Source organism: Leucobacter faecis, from assembly GCF_054456695.2.
On record NZ_JBTJER020000005.1, the window covers coordinates 161414 to 180921 of the forward strand.

General features: G+C 66.7%; 15 protein-coding genes. 7 read left to right on the top strand and 8 right to left on the bottom strand.

Translation table 11 applies throughout. The annotated features are described in order from the left end of the window. Positions 1-54 precede the first annotated feature (54 nt). Together ACXR2W_RS07455 and ACXR2W_RS07460 are read right to left on the bottom strand one after the other, a co-directional pair. Complete coding sequence (locus tag ACXR2W_RS07455; protein ID WP_458813768.1) at positions 55-1398, bottom strand: peptidoglycan DD-metalloendopeptidase family protein; 1344 nt, start codon at positions 1396-1398, stop codon at positions 55-57. A 114-nt stretch (positions 1399-1512) separates the two neighbouring features. After that, on the bottom strand, positions 1513-1977 hold the full coding sequence (locus ACXR2W_RS07460) for an Lrp/AsnC family transcriptional regulator (protein WP_458813770.1): 465 nt from the start codon (positions 1975-1977) through the stop codon (positions 1513-1515). A gap of 198 nt (positions 1978-2175) precedes the next feature. On the opposite strand from ACXR2W_RS07460, the gene ACXR2W_RS07465 reads away from it, so the two are divergent. Then, positions 2176-3507, top strand: a complete 1332-nt coding sequence (locus ACXR2W_RS07465; RefSeq protein WP_458813772.1) for an MFS transporter — start codon at positions 2176-2178, stop codon at positions 3505-3507. 42 nt (positions 3508-3549) lie between these two features. Here ACXR2W_RS07465 and ACXR2W_RS07470 read toward each other — a convergent pair whose 3' ends face one another. Beyond that, positions 3550-4305, bottom strand: a complete 756-nt coding sequence (locus tag ACXR2W_RS07470) for a FadR/GntR family transcriptional regulator (RefSeq protein ID WP_458813774.1) — start codon at positions 4303-4305, stop codon at positions 3550-3552. Between the two features lie 289 nt (positions 4306-4594). Here ACXR2W_RS07470 and ACXR2W_RS07475 point away from each other — a divergent pair, with 289 nt between their 5' ends. The 5 genes from ACXR2W_RS07475 to ACXR2W_RS07495 all read left to right on the top strand — a co-directional run bounded on the left by ACXR2W_RS07475 (position 4595) and on the right by ACXR2W_RS07495 (position 11499). Continuing rightward, positions 4595-6121: an ABC transporter substrate-binding protein gene (locus tag ACXR2W_RS07475; protein ID WP_458813776.1), complete on the top strand. Its 1527-nt coding sequence runs from the start codon at positions 4595-4597 to the stop codon at positions 6119-6121. Positions 6122-6238: 117 nt separating this feature from the next. Further along, a complete protein-coding gene (locus tag ACXR2W_RS07480) occupies positions 6239-7186 on the top strand; it encodes an ABC transporter permease (protein WP_458813778.1) in 948 nt (315 codons plus the stop codon). A gap of 2 nt (positions 7187-7188) precedes the next feature. Further along, positions 7189-8121, top strand: coding sequence for an ABC transporter permease (locus ACXR2W_RS07485; RefSeq protein ID WP_458813780.1), 933 nt, complete (start codon positions 7189-7191; stop codon positions 8119-8121). Then, positions 8121-9923, top strand: a complete 1803-nt coding sequence (locus ACXR2W_RS07490) for a dipeptide ABC transporter ATP-binding protein (protein WP_458813782.1) — start codon at positions 8121-8123, stop codon at positions 9921-9923. Before ACXR2W_RS07485 ends, ACXR2W_RS07490 begins: the two co-directional genes overlap by 1 nt. Before the next feature lie 166 nt (positions 9924-10089). After that, positions 10090-11499 carry an amidase gene (locus ACXR2W_RS07495; RefSeq protein ID WP_458813784.1) on the top strand — a complete coding sequence of 470 codons (1410 nt, stop codon included), beginning with the start codon at positions 10090-10092 and terminating at the stop codon, positions 11497-11499. Between the two features lie 60 nt (positions 11500-11559). Here the strand turns inward: ACXR2W_RS07495 and ACXR2W_RS07500 are convergent, their stop codons facing one another. Further along, positions 11560-12360: an SDR family NAD(P)-dependent oxidoreductase gene (locus ACXR2W_RS07500; protein WP_458813786.1), complete on the bottom strand. Its 801-nt coding sequence runs from the start codon at positions 12358-12360 to the stop codon at positions 11560-11562. Between the two features lie 79 nt (positions 12361-12439). Continuing rightward, the gene (locus tag ACXR2W_RS07505; RefSeq protein WP_458813788.1) at positions 12440-13924 is read right to left on the bottom strand and encodes an aldehyde dehydrogenase family protein; all 1485 of its coding nucleotides are present in this window, start codon (positions 13922-13924) and stop codon (positions 12440-12442) included. Positions 13925-14038: 114 nt separating this feature from the next. Between ACXR2W_RS07505 and ACXR2W_RS07510 the strand changes: the two genes are divergently transcribed. Next, the gene (locus ACXR2W_RS07510) at positions 14039-15172 is read left to right on the top strand and encodes a 3-isopropylmalate dehydrogenase (RefSeq protein WP_458813790.1); all 1134 of its coding nucleotides are present in this window, start codon (positions 14039-14041) and stop codon (positions 15170-15172) included. 97 nt (positions 15173-15269) lie between these two features. Here the strand turns inward: ACXR2W_RS07510 and ACXR2W_RS07515 are convergent, their stop codons facing one another. Genes ACXR2W_RS07515 through ACXR2W_RS07525 form a run of 3 tightly spaced genes read right to left on the bottom strand, consistent with a single transcriptional unit; the run spans position 15270 to position 19435 of the window. Further along, positions 15270-16535 carry an acyl-CoA dehydrogenase family protein gene (locus ACXR2W_RS07515; RefSeq protein WP_458813984.1) on the bottom strand — a complete coding sequence of 422 codons (1266 nt, stop codon included), beginning with the start codon at positions 16533-16535 and terminating at the stop codon, positions 15270-15272. A gap of 39 nt (positions 16536-16574) precedes the next feature. After that, positions 16575-17897: a beta-ketoacyl-[acyl-carrier-protein] synthase family protein gene (locus ACXR2W_RS07520; protein WP_458813986.1), complete on the bottom strand. Its 1323-nt coding sequence runs from the start codon at positions 17895-17897 to the stop codon at positions 16575-16577. A gap of 2 nt (positions 17898-17899) precedes the next feature. Beyond that, on the bottom strand, positions 17900-19435 hold the full coding sequence (locus ACXR2W_RS07525) for a class I adenylate-forming enzyme family protein (RefSeq protein WP_458813792.1): 1536 nt from the start codon (positions 19433-19435) through the stop codon (positions 17900-17902). Positions 19436-19508 lie beyond the last annotated feature (73 nt).

Consider the following 19508-nt stretch of genomic DNA (forward strand, 5'->3'; position numbering starts at 1 on the left):
GGGCACGCAAAAGGCGCCGAGAGAGCAGCTCTCTCGGCGCCTTTTGCGTGCGTTCTACCAGAACGCGATGTAATCGGCGGGGTTCACGAACCCGTACCAACCGTCGTGCTGCCCCGGAATCATCTCAAAGTGCAGATGGCAGCCGGTGCTCGCGCCGGTCGTGCCAACGTACCCGACCGTTTGGCCTGCGTCGACCCACTGACCCGGCGCCACAATCGCCCAGCTAATCATGTGCGCGTAGCGCGTCTGCCAGCCGTTCGTGTGGTCGACGGTGACCATGTTGCCGCCGCCTCCACTATCCCAGTAGGCGAGGCGTACGTAGCCCGGCGCTGCCGACACGATGGGTGTGCCACATCCCGTAGCGAGGTCGATGCCAGTGTGGTTCCAACGCCCGGGGCTGCGGTAGCCCTCTGAAACCCAGTAATTCGAGGTTGGGTACACCCAACCATTCGACGTGCTGGGCGGTGTAGTCGGCGGCCCGGTGGGCGGCGGCGGCGACGTGGGCGGCGGGGTGCCAGTGTTGTTGTTTTCTTGTTCTTGGCGCCTACGCTCTTCTTCTTCGGCCTGGCGGCGGCGCTCGGCCTCTTCGGCCTCCTTGCGTATGCGCTCGCGCTCTTCTGCCTCTTTTTGCAGCCGCTCTTTGTAACCGTCGATCGTCTTCGACGTGGTGTCCTTGAGCGCCTCGAGTTTCGTTTCGAGGTCGCGTTGCTGCAGCTCTTGTTCTGCGACGAGCTCACCCTGCGACGTTACGGCGATGGCCGCAGCGTTCTCTTTTTCTTGCTTGTCGAGCCGTAGTTCTTCACGCAGAGCCTCAGCAGTCTTCGCTTGCTTACCGAGGGAGTCGGCGTTGTTGGCTGCCTGCTCGGCTGCCTCTGAAACCTGCGAGTTACGCTCAGTCGCCTTCGACATCGAGGCCATGCGCTCGAGAAGCGCGTCTGCGGTGCTGCCATCTGAGTCGAGGAAGAGTTCCATACTGCGGTCAACACCGCCCGAGCGGTACATTTGCGCAACGATCACGCCCGCACGATCCGCCGCCTCTTTTGCTTCGACACGGCTCGCCTCGGCCTCTTCATTGAGGGTGTTGGCCTTGTCTGAGGCCTCCGCGAGAGCTACCTCAGCGTCGCGAAGCTCCTCGATCGTCGTGGCATGCATGTTGCGGCGGCGATCGAGCTCTTTCTCACCCTCGGCGATGAGCGCCTCGATCTCTTTGACCTTTTTGTCTGCGAGCTTCTGGTTCTTCTTGGCCGCTTCAACGTCTTCCCAGGTGGGAAGGTCGAGCTCAATTGCCTGGGCGGCGGGCGCCTGCACCTGCTGCGTGACCGCCATGCCAGCAATGAACGCGCAGACGCCGAGCACGGCAACACCCCGCCTGAATCTTGCTCGGGTTTCTCTGCGCATGTGGTGGCCTCCCCATAGGACGTCGAAATGCATGTACAACCCTCGCTACGCTAGCACCCGATGGGTTTGAGTTACCTCAGGCAACTCCGCTCACGCTCAGAAAGAACCAACTATCTACTGACTTTCTGCAAGCAATCCAGTTACTCGGTATGCGATCACTTCTCGAAGAAACAAGCTCGTTGATGTGCGGTTGATACCGGGGCATAGCCGAATTTCTTCGCTCACCCGATACAGGTCGTCGGGGTCTTTCGCTACCACCCGCAGCAACAGGTCTGTGTTACCCGCGGGCGCAAAGCACTCGAGCACTTCAGGAATGCTCGCCAGCGCCGCAATCGCCGCAGCGATCTGATGCTGGTCCAGTTCTACCTGCACACTCGCCGCGACAGGACGACCGAGCGCCGCCGGTTTCACCCGGGAACTGTGCAAACGGAGGACCCCCGATTCGCGCATCTTCTCGAGTCGCGCTTGCACAGTGCCACGAGCTAGCCCGAGGCGCATTGCGATCATGGCAGTTGGCATCCGGCCGTCATCGTCGAGCGCGGCGAGGATTTTGCGGTCGGTTGCATCTAGATCGCTCATTTTGACCACCTTCTGATGATTCGAGATTACCGACATTGATCATATTGATCAATCTGCAACCTACCACTTGCTCAATACGCGCGAACCCGATGTACTTTTCCTGTGCCACAGACATCCCTGAGGCATACCGCACAGCTCGCAGCACCCCGCAAGCATGCACGGCCGCCTCACCCCGGCGTCCGCGAAGGAGATCTTAACTTGCGCACCACCCCCGCGTTCCACCGATCATCCACTCGATCCGACCCACCGACACTCCCCCGCACGCCGATCCGGCCCCGCTCCCGCATGCTCGTGACTGCGGCCACTCTCTTCGTGCTACTCGTGAGCGCCAATCTCAGCACCCCGCTGTTTTCGCTACTCGAGGTCAAGCTGCGCATGTCGTCGCTCGGCACCGCCCTCGCGTTCTCGAGCTATGTGTTGGCGCTCATCGCGGGTCTGGTGGCGTCGCGGCGCCTCACTGATACCGCGAACCGACGCACAGTGCTGCTCGCGAGCGTCGCCACCGCGGCGCTCGCGACAGCCGGGCTCGCGTTCGCACCGACGCTCGGCTGGTTCTGCGTCGCGCGGGCGGTACAGGGCGTGGCGATCGCGTGCGCCACCGGCACCGGATCAGGTGCCCTGCGCGCCCTCTCACCCGATCGCCCCGCACTTGTGGGCCGCGTCACCCTGTTGGCCACCTCTGGCGGAGTGGCGGTCGGGCCCATTCTGGGCGGGGCGCTGTCCTTCGCCGGCGCAGGATCTTCCAGCACGTCGACGGCTGACTCGCCGGAGTCGCCTGCCATCGGGTTTCTCACCGACCCGCTCGTGCTGCCCTATCTCGTGGTGGCGGCGGCCCTAGTGGTGCTCGTGCCCGTGATCCTGCTGGTCGCGCCGCACCGGGAGTGCGTGCCACGCATGGCCACGCCAACCCTTGCGCTCGCGGACGCCCCCGAACACTTCCCCGAAGCACCTGGCCACCTCCCCCAGCTGACCCCAAGCTCACGTTCCCTCCGCACGTTCCGAACCGCGACTGCAACCGGATTCCTGAGTTTCACCGTCTTTGGTTTTTGCCTCTCGCTCGCCCCCACACATTTTGCGAGCATTGCGGGCGCCGACTCGCGCCTCGGCATTGGGCTCCTCGCCGCGGTCACGCTCGCCGCTTCCGCCCTCACCCAGCTCGTCCCGCTGCGTGGTGAGTGGCTGGTACGCGTGGGGCTCATCGCCCTCGCCGCTGCACTCGTCGGGGTGGCCGCCGCGGGCCCGCTCCACAGTGGCGTGCTTCTGGTCGCGGCGAGCACGCTGGCCGGCATAGGGCAGGGCATCGCGTTCCAGGCGGCGTTCACTGCGGCGACCGCCGCAGTCGAGCCCGAACGCCACGCCTCTACGGTCAACGCGATCTATACGGTTACTTATCTCGGCAGCGCGCTTCCCGTCATCGGGCTCGGGTTGCTCGCCGAAGAGCTGGGCCTGACCCCGGCCGTAACGGTGTTTGCCATCGCCGTAGCGGCCGCGTGCGCGGCGCTCGCGGTATTCGCACGGCCACAAAGGTAAGCCGTGCGCCCGGGCGTCGGTGCCCGTGGCTGCGCTGCATCCCTACTCCGCGAGTGCCTCGAGCGCGCGGCGCCCCTCGTCCCCGAGCAGCGGGGCGAAGCGGTCGGCGACCGCACGCCGCGCGATCCGGCTGGCGAGTGTGGCGTCGCGGCTCGCGATCGCTTCGAACAGCCCGCGGTCAATCTTCGCAGAGGCGAGCTTGACGCGGTTGTCGTGGTGATCGCCCTCGGCGTCGCGCTGCATGATGCCGCGCAGCGCGCCCGACACGGCCTGGCCGCTCATGCGCAGCACCTCGTTGCCGCTCGCGGCCCAGATCGCCTCGTGAAACTCGAGGTCTGCGTCGGCGAAGCTGTCGGCGTTGCCCTCGGCTTCACGCTCCATGCGCTCGATCGCGGTGCGCAGGCGCGCGAGTGAGGCATCGTCGTGGCGCAGCGCGGCCAGCTTGCTCGCGGTGCCCTCGAGCACGACGCGGTACTCCATAAGGTCGGCGATATCGAGAGCGTCGGTGCCGATCATGGCCCGAAAGGAGCGCGACAGCGCCTTGGATGAGGGCGAGAGGACGACGGGCCCGCCACGGGTGCCCGGGCGCGACTCAAGCAGCCCCATGCTCTGCAGAATGCGCAGCGCCTCGCGCACGGTCGGCCGGCTCACGCCGAACTGCACCATGAGGTCACGCTCACTCGCCAGCTGCGAGCCAACCGGAATCTCTCCCGACACGATCGCCTGCTCAATCTGGTCGACAATGCGCTCGTACGTATGCACGGGCACCGCCGGGGCAAAGCTGTGGGGCGTGGTCAACCTGAGCTCGTTTCTGTGGGGCGTGATCTGATTGTTCCCGATACTAGCGTGACGTTAAGTGGTCTTACCATGTATCCTGGTTCAAATCTTCATGTGCACGAAGCCACCACTGAGAACACTGAAGAGCCACCTCGGCAATACGCTTGATCAGATCCAGGGATCAACAATCTCTGCGGTTGAGTATCGGCAGTCACCACACATGACGGCCCCGAGGAGGCGAGCAGGCACCGCCGCCCGCAACGTGCACAGGCGTTTCTCCCTCAGAGACCCACAGACCAATAAGGAAGCAATGATGCGTCGTAAGAATCCCCTCCTGCTGACCGCAACGATCGCAGTCACCGCAGCACTCGGCCTCGCAGGCTGCTCTGCAGGCGCCAGCAGTTCGGGTGGCTCAGGCAACAGCGGCGACACGCCCACGAGCGCGACGATCGCGCTCACCGGCCCGCCCACGAACCTCGACTTCACCACGACCGCCGGATCCGCGATCCCACAGGCGATGATGTCGAACGTGTACGAGGGCCTCGTGCAGCTTAACGACGCGGGCGAGATCGTCCCGTCGCTCGCTACGGAGTGGACCATTAGCCCCGACGGCAAGACCTACACGTTCACACTGCAGGAGGGTGTCACCTTCTCAAACGGTGATCCCTTCACCGCAGAAGACGTGAAGTTCAGCTTCGACCGAGTCAAGAGCGACTGGGTCTCGAGCCTCAAGGCCAAGATGGATGTCGTCGACAGCGTCGAGGTCGTATCGGACACCGAAGTGAAGGTCACCCTCAGTACCCCCTCGAACGCCTGGCTCTTCAGCCTCGCGACCCCGGTCGGCGCGATGTTCTCACCCGACGGGGTCGACGACCTTGCCAACGCCCCCATTGGCACCGGCCCCTACACTGTCGAGTCGTGGGTTCCCAATGAGAGCATCGTGCTCGACACCCGCGACGACTACTGGGGCGAAGCTCCCGGCGTCGAGAGCGTCACGCTCAAGTACTTCGCCGACGCAACAGCCACCACCAACGCGCTGCAGACCGGCGACGTCGACGCGATCGTCAATCTGCAGGCCCCCGAGCTACTCACTGCGTTCGAATCCGATGACAAGTTCAAGGTGATCGAGGGCACCTCGAGCGGCGAGGTGTCGCTGTCGATGAACAACCAGGCCGCCCCGTTTGATGACGTGCGCGTGCGCCAAGCGGTGCTCTACGCGCTCGACAAGCAGGCAATCATTGACACCGCGTGGAACGGCTACGGCTCACTCGTCGCGACCTTCGCGACGCCCACTGATCCGTACTACGAGGATCTGAACGACGTCTACCCATACGACCCTGAGAAGGCCAAGAAGCTCCTCAAGGAGGCCGGCCAGGAGAACCTCGAGATCTCGTACACCGTGCCCACGCGCCCCTACGCGCAGGCCGTCAGCGAGATCGTCGTGTCGCAGCTCAAGGACGTCGGCATCACGGCCAACATCAAGTCCGCTGAGTTCCCCGCCGTCTGGCTCGATGAGGTCTTCACCAAGCATGACTACCAGATGACCACCGTTCTGGCCGTTGAGGCGCGTGACATGCTCACCGTGTTCAACGACCCGAACTACTACATCGGGTACGACAACTCCAAGATCGCGCCCATCGCAAAGCAGGCCGACGCGGCCGACGAAGCCGGATACGTGGACGGCATGAAGCAGGTCTCGCGCCAGATCGTCGAAGATGCCGCCAGCGGCGTGCTGTTCCTCTTCCCGAACATCGTCGTCGCGAAGGCCAATCTCGAGGGCCTCCCCGAGAACGCCATCATCGAGGCGCTGGATCTCACTGACCTGAGCTGGAAGTAAGCTCCGGATCGCTGGGGCAGCGGCTTCGCCGCTGCCCCAGCTGCACCACCGCGAGACCCCCCGCACGCACCACGCACCACCGCTCCCGCCCAGCGCGGCCCCACCACAGAGGAACCCATGGCCATACGGATTCTGATTAACCTCGCGAGGTTCGCGGTGACATTCCTTGTCGCCACGGTCGTCGTGTTCCTCTTCATGCGACTGATTCCGGGCGACCCGGCACAGATCGCGCTCGGCGTGAACGCGACCCCCGAGCTGCTTGAGCAGACCCGCAAGGAGTTCGGCACCGACCGTTCACTCTTCGCGCAGTACTTCGAGTGGTTCGGCGGTCTGCTGCGCGGCGACTTCGGTACCTCATACCTGACACGCCAGGACATCAGTCCCATGGTCATCGACCGGCTGCAGGTCAGCCTGATCCTCGTGCTTACCGCGATGGCCGTCGCGCTCCTCATCTCGATCCCGCTCGGAACGTGGGCCGCCGTGAGGCACCGCAACTTTTCGGGCGCGCTCATCGGCGTCGGCTCACAGCTGGGCGTTGCGATTCCCGGCTTCCTCGCCGGTATCTTGCTCGTCATGGTCTTCGCCGTGGGCCTCGGTTGGCTCCCCGCGAACGGCTGGACGGCACCGTCCGAGGACTTCGGTGACTTCATTCGCCGCCTCATTCTTCCCGTCGTTGCCCTCGCGTCAGTGCAGGGCGCGATTCTTACACGCTACGTGCGTTCCGCCGTGCTCGAGGTGATGAGCGAGGACTACCTTCGCACCGCCCGCGCCAAGGGCCTGTCAAAGTCAGGTGCGCTCGTCAAGCACGGGCTGCGCAACGCCGCGATTCCCGTCATCACCGTCACCGGAGTGCAGATCGCCGCACTCATTATCGGCGCCGTGGTCATCGAGCGTGTCTTCGTGATTCCCGGCCTCGGATCCATGCTGCTTGATGCCGTTGGCAACCGCGACCTGCTCACCGTGCAGTCGGTCGTAATCGTGCTCGTCGCCATCACGCTGATCCTCAATCTCATCGTCGATCTGCTGTACACGATCGTCGACCCGCGTCTGCGAAGGAGCGCCTAACCATGAGCACCCAGCAGGTTCCCATTCCCCCGGTCCAGGCCCCACGCACGACCGCAATCCAGGCGCCCGGGGGTGCCTCGACCGGACGCCGCAAGGACGCCGACGGCCCGGGTCGCCAGAAACTCTCGGCGACCCTCATCATCGGCATCGTACTGATCGGGCTCGTCGCGGCAGCAGCGGTCCTGTCATTCATCTGGACCCCCTACGATCCCGTGCAGGCAGACCCCGCCGCGCGCCTCGAGGGTTCGAGCTTCGCGCACCTCATGGGCACCGACAAGTACGGCCGCGACGTGTTCTCGGCAATGCTGTACGGCGCACGCATCACGCTCTTCGTCGGCGTCATCTCGGTCGGCATCGCGATCCTCATCGGCACCCCGCTCGGCATCCTCGCCGGCATTCGCGGTGGTTGGATCGAAGAGGTCATCATGCGCACCTCCGACATCGCGCTCGCGTTCCCCGCGCTGCTGCTGGCCATCATGTTCTCGGCGGTGTTCGGTGCCTCAACGCTCACCGCGATGGTCGCGATCGGCATCGCCACCATTCCTGGCTTCGCTCGCGTGGCGCGATCCGGCACCCTGCAGGTCATGAGCACCGAATATATTCTCGCGGCCCGGGCCGCGAGCCAATCGCGATTCCGGATCGCGCTGCGCCACGTGCTGCCCAACATCATCGGCATCGTGGTCGTGCAGTCCTCAGTGTCGTTTGCGCTCGCAGTCCTCGCGGAGGCTGGTCTGAGCTTCCTAGGCCTCGGCACGCCCCCGCCCACCCCGTCCTGGGGACGCATGCTGCAGGAGTCGCAGCAGTTCCTCGGCACCGAGCCTATGCTCGCCGTGTGGCCGGGCCTCGCGATCGCGATCGCCGTAATGGGCTTCAACCTCCTCGGGGACGGTCTGCGCGACCGCTTCGACCCCAAGCTGAACGGGAGCCGTAGCTAATGACCGCACGCACTTCTGCTGACGACCTGCTCCTAAAGGTCGACCACCTCAACGTGCGCACGCCGCACCGCACGCTCGTGAGCGATTTCTCGCTACACATGCGACGGGGCGAGCGGATCGGCCTGATCGGCGAATCCGGATCGGGCAAGTCCATGACGACGACCGCGCTGCTCGGCCTGCTGCCCGCGGGCGTCACGGCCGACGGCTCGGTCGAGATCGACGGGTACCAGGGCAACCTGCTTGAAGCGCCTGAGAAGGACCTCATGCAGTTGCGCGGCAACGACATGGCGATGGTGTTTCAGGAGCCGTTGACCGCCCTCAACCCGTTGATGCGGGCGGGCGACCAGGTCGCCGAGATCATGCTGCTGCACAAGCTCGCTTCTTCGAAGGCCGACGCCTCCCGCCGCGCCATTGAAATGCTCGACGCGGTGAAGCTGCCGAGCCCGGCCGAGGCCGCGAAGGCGTACCCGCACGAGCTGTCGGGTGGCCAGCGTCAGCGCGTCATGCTCGCGATGGCGCTCGCCAACGACCCCGGGCTCCTGCTCTGCGACGAGCCAACCACCGCGCTCGATGTCACGGTGCAACGCCAGGTGCTCGATCTGATCCTCGAGCTCGTACGCGAGCGCGGCACGGGGCTGCTGTTCATCACTCACGACCTCGCGGTCGTCGCGAACATGTGCACCCGCGTGCTCGTCATGAACCAGGGTGTGATCGTCGAGGAGGGCACGACCGAGGAAGTCTTTACCCGGCCCCAGCACGCCTACACTCGGGGTCTCCTCGCGGCATCCGACCTCGACGCGACCGATCGAGACGGGCGATTGTTCACCGTCGCGACGGCCCAGGACTACGTGCCGCCCACCGCGGGCGAGGCGCAGGCGGCTTTGGACGCTCAGCACGCTACGGGCCAGGATCCGGGTCTGGCACGTGCCGCTGAGACCGGCCCTGCCGACGCCAGCGCCACCCCGGCCAGCTCAGCGACCGGGAACTCTACCGCCCCCGTGATGCGCGTGACCGACCTCGTGCGCACGTACTCGCGCGGCAAGACGAGCATGTTCAAACCGGCGCCCAAGGTACACGCCCTCAAGGGCATCTCGTTCGAGGTACCCGAGGGCGGGCGCCTGGGCGTCGTGGGCGAGTCTGGCTCGGGCAAGTCGACGCTGCTGCGCATTCTTGCGGGACTCGACCAGCCCACCTCGGGCAGCGCGGTCGTCGCGGGTAACGAGGTCGCGGGGGCGAAGGAAGCCCAGCTGCGCGAGCTGCGCCAGAACCTGCAGATCGTGTTCCAGGATCCGATGGGCTCGCTCGATCCGCGCATGACGGTCGAGCAGATCATCTCGGAGCCGCTGCTGGTGCGCGGTCGCAACGAGACGACCGCCGATCGCAAGCGCATGGTCGCCGAGATGCTCGTCGCCGTGGGCCTCGAGCCGTCGGCCGCGACGCGGTTTCCGCACCAGTTCTCGGGCGGCCAGCGCCAGCGCATCTCGATCGCCCGCGCGCTCATCTGCCGCCCCCGCGTTGTCGTCGCCGATGAGCCCGTGAGCGCGCTCGACGTGTCGGTGCGCGCTCAGGTGCTCAACCTGCTCGCCGATTTGGTGGACGAGTACGGGCTCACGCTCGTGTTCGTGTCGCACGACCTCAACGTCGTGCGACACCTGTGCGACCAGGTGGTCGTCATGCAGTCGGGCGAGATCGTGGAGGCGGGCTACACCGAGACGGTGTACCGCACCCCACAGCACCCATACACGAAGCGCCTCATCGACTCGTCGCTAACGCTGCGCCAGGAGCTCGCGACCGCGTTCTAGGCCTGCCCGGGCCTAACACCCCCGTCATCCTGCGGGAGCTTGCGACTTGCAGGATCCACGCTCACCACTTGGATTCTGCGATTCGCAGGCTCGCGCAGAATGACCAGGGATAAGCCTCCGCAGAATGACAAGTATTCAAGGTAGACCTCAGTAGAAAGAAGCGCACATGACCACCGCCGCCCCGCCCCGCCTCGCAGACCTCGACGCCGCCGCGCTCGCGGCCGGGTACGCGGCTGGCACGTTCTCGCCGAGCGCGGTCGCCGAGGACGTCATCGCCCGCATCGAGGCGCGAGAGCACGAGCTCAACGCCCTCTACCTGTTTGACGCAGCGCAGGTACGTGCCGACGCAGCGGCCTCTACCCAGCGTTGGGCGGCGGGCACCCAGCTGAGCGAGGTCGACGGGGTGCCCGTCACTGTGAAGGAAAACATCGCCCGGGCGGGGTGTCCAAAGCCCTCGGGTACCGCAATCCCCAATCCTCCGGTATCGGAGCGCAACGCCCCCACAACTGACCGGCTGGTTGAGGCTGGTGCGATCATCATCGGATCGACCACAATGCCCGACTGGGGCATGCTCTCGTCGGGCGTCTCGAGTCTGCATGGCATCACTCGCGGCGGCCTCAACCCTGCTCACACCTCGGGCGGTTCGAGCGCCGGCGCAGGCACCGCGGCGGCCGCGGGTTACGGCCCGTTTCACATTGGCACCGACATCGGCGGGTCAATCCGGCTCCCCGGGTCTTGGCAGGGGCTCACCGCACTGAAACCAAGCGAAGGGCTCGTGCCCCTCGACGTGCCCTACACCGGTCGCGCTGCGGGCCCGCTGACCCGCACCGCGGCCGACGCAATCAGGCTGATGTCGATCATCGCGCAGCCCGACGCGCGTGACTATCTCACGCGACCCTACACCGAGATGAACTGGTCGACCGAGCCGCTGTCGCCCGCGGGCATGCGGGTGGCTGTTCAGCTCGATGCCGGATCCGGCATTGCAGTTGAGACCGAGACCCGCGCCGCGATCGAGCGCGCGGCGGCCCTCTTCGCCGAGGCCGGGGCCCAGGTCGTGCCGCTCGCACAGTTTATTGGGCCCGAGGTGCTCGACGGCATCGTCAACTACTGGCGCAGCCGCTCGTGGGCGGACTACGAACTACTCAGCGAGACGGAGCGAGCGGTCGTGCTGCCGTTCATTGCCGAATGGTGCGGAGCCGGGGCCGGTTTCACGGCGGCCGAGACCGTGCGCGGCCGCTCGATGATGGACGAGATGGCGCGCCTCACCCGCGCTGCGACTGACCCGTTCGACCTCGTACTATCGCCGGTGACCCCCGTCGCCGCGTTCGCCGCCGAGGATCCGATGCCGCTCACCGACCCCCTCGTGACGATGGGACACATCTCGTTCACCGTGCCCTACAACATGTCGGGACAACCCGCGGTGTCTGTAGGCGCCGGGATTCAGAGCGACGGCCGCACGATCGGGTTGCAGATCGCATCGCGCATTGGCACCGACGACACGCTGCTACGCGTGGCCGCCTGGTTTGAGACGGTGCGCGGCGCTGAGGCGACCGTCGATTGGTCGCACCTGCCGTAGGTCTTCGAACGCAGAGGGGGGTCAAGCGCGTCTGCCTGAACCCCCTTCTGCGCTGTCGCGCTAGCTCGCGGGCGGCGTGAAACGGCCGTCGATGGCGGTCCAACCGCCATCGACGGTGAGCGTGGTGCCCGTCACAAAAGTCGACGCGTCTGACGCGAGGAACACGACGGCACCCGCGAGCTCATCGGGGCGCGACCAGCGGCCTAGCGCACTCTTCGATGCGTAGGCCCCGTACCACTCGGGGTTCGCAGTGATCTGCGCGGTCAGCGGGGTCTCCACGACGCCCGGGGCGACAACGTTGACGCGCACCCCCGCGGCACCGTACTCGGCCGCACCGGTTTTCGCGAGCTGCACGAGGCCCGCCTTGGTCGCCGCGTAGACGCCCTGGCCTGGCTCAACGACCTGCGCGCGAATCGACGCGAAGCCAATGATCGATCCACCGCCGTTGGCCGCGAAGCAGGCGCCAAACTTGCGGATCAGCTGGAACGACGCCCGCAGGTTGAGGTTCACGACGCGGTCAAACTCGTCCAGCGTGTAGTCCTCCATGCGTTTGCGCACGTTGGTTGCCGCCGTGAACACGAGCGACGAGGCGTGTCCAAAGCGCTCCACCGCATCGTCGATGGCCGCGTCGTCAAGCACGTTCATCTCGTATGCTTCGGCCGATCCACCGGTGCCCTGAATGAGCGCGGTCGTCGCCTCGGCGGCAGCGAGCGAGTAGTCGGCGATAACCACGTGCGCGCCCTGGGCCGCGAGAGCCTGGGCCGACTCGCGGCCAATACCGCTGCCAGCACCGATCACCACGACGGTGCGGTTGTCGAGGCGAAAGAGCTGGGTGTAGTCGATGGGTGCTACGGCGTTCATGCGGGTCTCCTAGAGATACTGGGAAAGGGGTGGATCCTGCGACTCGCAAGCTCGCGCAGGATGACAGAGGCCAGGCGCGTTAACCGCGGGCGCGGGGCCGGATCATCGCCATGCGCGTCACCGTGAACTCCTCGATCGCGAAGCGGGGGCCCTCGCGGCCGATACCCGAATCCTTCACGCCGCCGTAAGGCATGATGTCGGAGCGGAAACCGGGAATCTCGTTGACCACGACGCCGCCCACTTCGAGCCGGTCGATCGCGTCGAACGCGGCCTCAAGCGACGCCGTGTAGATCGCGGCCTGCAGGCCGTAGCGTGAGTTATTCACGAGGTCGATCGCTTCGTCCACCGAATCGACTACGGTGAGGCACACCACGGGGCCGAAGATCTCCTCGCACCACACGTCGACGTCAGCGGGTACGTCCCCCAGCACCACGGGGCGCATGTTGGCGGGTTCGCCTTCTCCCGGCCCCTCGGTAAGCAGTGTGGCGCCCGCGGCCAGGGCGCGGTCGATCATGGCGCGGATCCGGATCCCAGAGGCCTCATTGATCACGGGCGCGACGTTGGTTTCGATGTTGCGCGGATCGCCGACGACGATCTCGGCGATGCGTTCGACGAGGCGTGCAGTGAAGGCCTCGGCGATGGAGCGTTCGAGCACGACGCGCTGCACCGAGATGCAGGCTTGTCCGTTGGCATAGAAGCCGCCGCGCAGCACAGCGTCGACCGCGGCTTCGAGGTGGGCATCGGCCGCGACGATGAAGCCGGTGTTCGAGCCGAGCTCGAGCACGGCCTTGCGGGGGGCCGCCTGCTGGGCGATGAGATGGCCGATCTTGGCGGATCCGGTGAACGACACAACCTGGGCGCGCGGGTCGCGTACGAGCACCTCGCCGACCTCAGGTCCACCATTGACGAGCTGCACCGCCGCCGCCGAGACACCGTGGGATTCGAGCGCCTCGCGGGTGATCGCGACGAGTTCGAGAGTCGCGAGCGGGGTGTTGGGCGCGGGCTTAATGATGACCGGGCAGCCCGCGGCGAGCGCGGGCGCGAGCTTGTGCGTCGCGAGCAGCATGGGGTAGTTGAAGCCTGCGATACCAACGACGACGCCCACGGGCTTGCGCGTATAGTAGCCGATCATGCCGCGTCCCTGCTCTTGCACGTCAAGCGGCACGGTCTCGCCGTGCACGTGCGAGACCTCCTCTGCCGTGGCCTGGAGTGTCACGATCGTGCGGTTCACCTCGACGCGGCAGTCTGCGCGGGGCTTACCGGTTTCGAGCACGAGCAGATCTTCGAGACGCTGGGCCTCCTCGCGCACGCGGTCGTGGATCGCGACGATGATCGATCGGCGCTCAGCAGCGGTGAGGGCGGCGACTTCTTTGCGCACGGCCTCGGCCGCTTCCATGGCGTCGCGGGAGTCATCTGCGCTCGACACGGGAGCCTGTGCGACGACGCTGCCGTCAAACGGGAACAGGATATCGCTCGTCGCTTCGAGGGTGCGCCAGGCGTCACCAATCGGGAGCGAGCGCGCGGGTGCGAGCAGGGGCGCGAGTAGACGGTGCGCGTGTGACATGGTGTGATTCTCCCCACTGAGTGGTCTTACCATCTAACATAGATGACCACAGGGAAATTTTCCAACAGTCTCGACCAATCCGCGCCCCCTTGCGCCTGCGAAAGGATTCGCCCAATGAGCACCACCTACACCATCGCAGTTCTCCCGGGCGACGGGATCGGCCCCGAGGTCATTCAGGGTGCGCTCGACGTTCTCGACGCGGCCGAGGCTCAGTTCGGGTTCACGACCACCCGCAACGAGGTGGCCGCGGGTGCCAACCACTACCTCGCTACCGGCGAGCTGTTTGACGCAGTCGAGGCTGACCTGCGTGGCGCCGACGCCGTACTCTTCGGGTCAATGGGTGACCCCCGCGTCACTCCGGGCATCCTCGAGCGCGGCTTCATTCTCGAGATGCGTCAGCGCTTTGCCCAGGCCGCGAACGTGCGCCCCGTTCGGCTTTACCCGGGCGTCCCCTCCCCGATCGCCGGGCTTACCCCCGAGCGCTGTGAGATCGTGATCGTGCGCGAGAACACCGAGGGCGCCTACGTTGGCCGCGGCTCGACCGTGCACGGCGGCACCACGAACGCTGTCGCTATGCAGGAGTCGCTCAATACCTACGCCGGCATCGAGCGCGTCGTCGACTTCGCTTTTCGGCTCGCGGTCGGCCGCCGCAAGAAACTGACACTGTGTCACAAGACGAACATTCTCGTCGCGGCGGGTCAGCTGTGGCAGCAGGTCGTTGCCGAGGTCGGCGCCCGCTACCCCGAAGTCGAGACCGACTACGTGCACGTCGACGCCATGTGCTTCCACCTGCCACTCACGCCCGAGCAATTCGACGTGGTCGTCACCGACAACCTGTTCGGTGACATCATTACCGACCTCGGCGCCGTGATCCAGGGCGGCCTCGGTGTCGCGACGAGCGCCAACCTGAATCTCGATGGTTCCGCTCCCAGCATGTTCGAGGCGATTCACGGCTCGGCGCCCGACATCGCGGGCACGGGAGCCGCGAACCCTGCAGGCGCGATCCTGTCGCTCGCGCTGATGCTCGGCCACCTGGGCGAGGGCGAGGCAGCGCGTGCCGTCGAGGCCGCCACCGTCGAGGTCATCGGCGGTATGGAAGCACTGGCGGGCCCGGGCATGGGAATGAACACGTCCGAGGTCGGCCACCGCATCGCCGACATCGTGCGCGCGGGCAGCGCCAACGAGACGCTTGTACCGAATTCTCTACTCGGCACGCTCGCAACGCTGCCTGGCTCACGCCGCAGCTAGCAGCATCGGGGCGGATCTAGCAAGCCTAGCTTTCTGCGTGGCAGCCCGCTATGGTCGTGGGTGACCGTTGACAATGGCGTCCTCGGTCCCTTTCCCCTCAACCTTCATCGAGCAGGGCAGCGGCAAACATCGGCCGTACCGAGTCAGCGCTCGGCGGGTGAAACAGGCTCGCGGTCGCGTCGCGGTAAACGCGGCTCATCTCGTTGCGATTGCCGAATCCGGATCCTCCCGTGCACATCAGCCCGACCTCGGCACACTGCCTGGCCGCCTCGCCCGCGGCGATACGCGCCGCGACCAGCAGCAGCGGCCAGCGGGCACCGTGATCGCTTAGCTCGTCGAGGTCACGTGCACACACCTCCAATTGGGCGGGAACCGCCAGGTATGCACGGTGCGCGTCTGCCAACCGGGTGCGTGACTCGGGGTTCTCGGCAAGCGACGTGCCGGCCCTCTCCGAGCGCCGCAGGTGCAGCCCCTCGGCCCCGAGCTCGAGCGCCCGCCAGGCAACACCCGCATATACCGAGCCAACGAGCAGCTGAAAACAGCTCGTAATCGCAAACACGAGCAGGTCGGGCGTGCGCCCGGGCGCCAACGTGCGTGCGACGCGCTCGCGTCGCACGAGCGCCCCGTTCAGCCGAGTGGTGCGGCTGTGCGAGGCCCGCATACCAAGCACGTCCCACTCGTCACCAACCACGACCGTGTCGTCGTGTGTGCTGATCTCGTACAGGCCGCGGACGCCCTCGGGGGCCGGTCGCAGCGCACGCGCGGGCCGCTCGACGAAACCGTAGACGAGCTGCTCGTTGCTCGGGTCAGACGCATCAAGTCCGTGCACGATGAGCCTGGTCCACACCGGCGACAGTGACGTGAAAATTTTCGTACCGGTGAAGAGATACCCGCCGTCGCCCTGCGGTTCGGCGCGCGTGCGTGCGCCCTGCAGCACCCAATCGTTTGCGGGTTCACTGATTCCAAACGCAAAGATCTCGCCCGCCATCGCTTCTTCGAGCACATAATCGAGCGAGCGATCACCGCGCTCACGCATCACGCGCACCACGCCCGTGCACATCAGGTGCATGTTCACTGCGAGCGCCGTCGCGGGGGCGGCGGCCCCGAGCCGCTGCTGCAAGCGAGACACCTCGGTCAGGCTCAGCTCTGGGCCACCAAACTCGGCTGGCACGAGGCACGTGAGGTAGCCCTGCGCGCGAAGATCTTCGATGTCTTCGGCGCAGAACCTATTGTCACGGTCATACTCATGCGCACGGTCGCGAAAGCGCGCGAGTAGCCAGTTGGGCAGAAACTGGTCTTCGAGCAGGGCCTGGCGTGCTTCTCGGTGAGGTGCTTGCTGATGATTCGGCGACGTCGCGGTCATACTCGGTTCTCCATTCTTGGCGTGAGCCATGTGGCTCTTCTACTGCGTCAGCTGGGTTGTCATGGCACCGGGAGCGCGCAGAATCACCGCAGCATTGTGCCCGCCGAACCCGAACGAGGTCGAGAGCGCAGTCGCCCCCGTCACCCCCAGCGTTCGCGGGGCCCCGGCCACGAAGTTCCAGCCGGGCTCCTCGGGCACGTCGAGGTTGATGGTGGGCGGCAGCACCCGATCGCGCAGCGCCATCACCGTGATGATCGCTTCGACCACTCCGCCCGCACCGAGTAGGTGCCCTGTGCTCGACTTCGTGGCGCTGATCGGGATCTTACGCGCCCGCTCCCCCAGCGCAGCTTCGAACGCGCGCAGCTCTGCCGCGTCACCCGCGGGGGTGCCCGTGCCGTGAGCGTTAATGTGGTCGATGTCTGCGGGGGCGAGGCCCGCATCTGCCAGGCAGGCCGCGATCGCCTGCGTGGCCCCGCGCCCCGCTGGGTGCGGAGCGGTCGGATGGTGCGCATCGCTCGACGCGCCGAAGCCCGCGAGCTCGGCGAGCACGGGCGCACCCCGGCGGCGCGCGCTCGAGGCCGATTCAACGAGCACCGCCGCGGCCCCCTGGCTCATCACGAAACCCGCGCGGTCACGGTCGAACGGGCGCGAGGCGGCAGCGGGCCGCGCTTCATAACCGGCGGCGAGGGCCCGCAGGTTCGCGTTCGACGCCAGGTTTACCGCGTTGAGGCAGTCCTCCATGCCCACCACCAGCACGGCGTCTGCGTAGCCGTGGCGAATGCGCCGCAGCGCCTCGCCGAGCGCGACGGTGCCGCTCGCGCAGGTCGCCGAGATGCCCTGGGCAGGGCCCTGCAATGCGTACCGCTGGCTGAGGAGAGCTGCGGCCGAGTCTGGGGCACCGTGCATCGACAGGGTGAGCGGCACGGCCCGCGGGCCACGGGCGTCAAGCACCCGCGTGGCCTGCTGCATCGCGTCGATCGGCCCAGATCCGGTCGCTGCGATCACAGCCACGCGCTGCCGGTCAAGCTCCGCGCCAAGTTCCGGATCGCGGGCTACGCCCGCCTGTGCCAGTGCCTGGTCTGCGGCGGCAATGGCCCACTGCTGGACGGGGCTGATGCGGCGCGCCAGCTGCGACCCGATCGTGTCGCCCAGCGCGGCTTCAAAGCCGCGCACTTGCCCGCCGATGCGCACGGCGAGCTGATCGAACTCGGGGCCCGTGAGCTCAGTGATCGCGCTGCGGCCGGCACGCACAGCGTCCCAGAGGTCGGCAACGTTCAGCCCGCTCGGCGTGATGGCGCCGAGCCCGGTGATAACGGCGGTGTGCGTGACGGCGGGGTGCACGACGGCGGCGTGGTTTGGCATGTTCACAGCCGCTCCGCTCGGCCCGTAGCGGCAAGCTCGGTCGCTTCAATACGGCGTACTTTGCCCCCGACCGTGCGGGGCAGTTCGTCGAGCCTGTACCACCTGCTGGGCACGTACTGTGGCGCAAGCTGCGCGGTGGCGATCTCGCGCAGGCGTGCACGCGACGGCACCTGCCCGGCATCGCCCTCGACCACGAGCCCGATCACGCTACCGAGCGTAGCGTGCGGCAGCGCGACCGCGACGGCGCCCTGCGGCAGCCCTGCGAACGCTCGCTCGACTTCGATGAGCGACACCTTGTGGCCGCCGGTGATCGCGATATCGCCAGCGCGGCCCAATAGCTCGAGTTGCCCGTCGATCATGCGGGCCTGGTCGTGCACGGTCGCCCAACCGTCACCGCCGCGCAGTTGCTCGTTCGAGGTGCGAGCAACATACCCGTCAGAGCAGGCAGCCGCGCGTATCCACAGGGTGCCCGGCTCTCCCGCTGGCAGCTCGTTGCCTCGGGCGTCTCGCACGCTCGCTTCGATCCCGTCGTACAGTCGCACGCGAGTGCCGTCACCATCACGACTGTCGCCAATAAACCCGATCTCGGCCGCCCCGTAGTAGCTAATGAGTCGGGTGCCCGGCAGCGCGCGTGCGAGCGCATCGCGAATGTGGGCGGGCAGGTTCGCGCCGCCCGTCACCACGAGTGACAACCGTTCGAGGCCCGCACCCCGCGGGCCCGCCCCGCGCTGCGCCGCTGCCGCGATGCCCTGCACGATCGCGGGCACGGACACGACGCGCGTGATGCCTTCGCGCGCGACGCGGGCGGCGAGCGCAAACGGGTCAAACCGGTCGGCGAGGTGCACGCTGCCCGCGGTGGCGAGGCACTCGATCACGGCGTAGAGGGTGAGGCTGTACGACACCGGTCCCGGCGCGAGCGTCGAAACGCCCGGTAGCGGCTCGAGGTGCGCGGCAGACACCGCAACGTTCGCGCGGTACTGCGCACGCGTCTTCACAAACGCCTTCGGGTTGCTGGTGGTGCCCGACGAAAACAGCAGCAAGAACGCCTCGGCTGCGTCACGCACGGCAGGCCCGGCAACGTGATGCGGATCCGCCGCAGCCACGTGCCGCTCAAACGCCGCGGGCGAGATCACCGTGCCGCCCCAGCCGCGCGCTGCAAGCGCCGTGGCGAGCTCGGTGTCGGCCGAAATCACGAGCCCCGTGCCGGTGCCCGTGATCACACCGATGCGGTGCGCGAGCGGCCAGCGCGGGTCGATGACCGCCGAGACCGAGCGAAATCCAGCGAGGCCCGCCACGATGCGCGCCGCAAGAAACGCACTGTCGACGCTCACCGCCGTGATCGGAATACCAACGGTCTCGGGGGCCGGAGTGGGCGGGCGCTGCTGTGCGCGATGTAACGCGTCGACCGCAGCGAACAGCTTGGCTGAGTCAGCGACGAGCTGCGCGTAGGTGAGCCGCTCGCCCGCGTGCGAACCTGCGAGCGCGACGCGTGCCGGGTGCTGTGTAGCCGTCGCAAGGATCGTTCCTGTGATCGGCACCGGGCACCTCCGTGTGTTGCGCTGTCGGTTCTGGTTGAACCCCGCTCCCATTCTAGGGAGGGTCGCCCTTGCC

Bases quoted from the DNA above. Each gene is read 5' to 3' on its own strand.
- ACXR2W_RS07455 (WP_458813768.1), bottom strand. From the start codon at position 1,398: ATGCGCAGAGAAACCCGAGCAAGATTCAGGCGGGGTGTTGCCGTGCTC.
- ACXR2W_RS07460 (WP_458813770.1), bottom strand. From the start codon at position 1,977: ATGAGCGATCTAGATGCAACCGACCGCAAAATCCTCGCCGCGCTCGAC.
- ACXR2W_RS07475 (WP_458813776.1), top strand. From the start codon at position 4,595: ATGATGCGTCGTAAGAATCCCCTCCTGCTGACCGCAACGATCGCAGTC.
- ACXR2W_RS07480 (WP_458813778.1), top strand. From the start codon at position 6,239: ATGGCCATACGGATTCTGATTAACCTCGCGAGGTTCGCGGTGACATTC.
- ACXR2W_RS07485 (WP_458813780.1), top strand. From the start codon at position 7,189: ATGAGCACCCAGCAGGTTCCCATTCCCCCGGTCCAGGCCCCACGCACG.
- ACXR2W_RS07490 (WP_458813782.1), top strand. From the start codon at position 8,121: ATGACCGCACGCACTTCTGCTGACGACCTGCTCCTAAAGGTCGACCAC.
- ACXR2W_RS07495 (WP_458813784.1), top strand. From the start codon at position 10,090: ATGACCACCGCCGCCCCGCCCCGCCTCGCAGACCTCGACGCCGCCGCG.
- ACXR2W_RS07500 (WP_458813786.1), bottom strand. From the start codon at position 12,360: ATGAACGCCGTAGCACCCATCGACTACACCCAGCTCTTTCGCCTCGAC.
- ACXR2W_RS07505 (WP_458813788.1), bottom strand. From the start codon at position 13,924: ATGTCACACGCGCACCGTCTACTCGCGCCCCTGCTCGCACCCGCGCGC.
- ACXR2W_RS07510 (WP_458813790.1), top strand. From the start codon at position 14,039: ATGAGCACCACCTACACCATCGCAGTTCTCCCGGGCGACGGGATCGGC.
- ACXR2W_RS07515 (WP_458813984.1), bottom strand. From the start codon at position 16,535: ATGACCGCGACGTCGCCGAATCATCAGCAAGCACCTCACCGAGAAGCA.
- ACXR2W_RS07520 (WP_458813986.1), bottom strand. From the start codon at position 17,897: ATGCCAAACCACGCCGCCGTCGTGCACCCCGCCGTCACGCACACCGCC.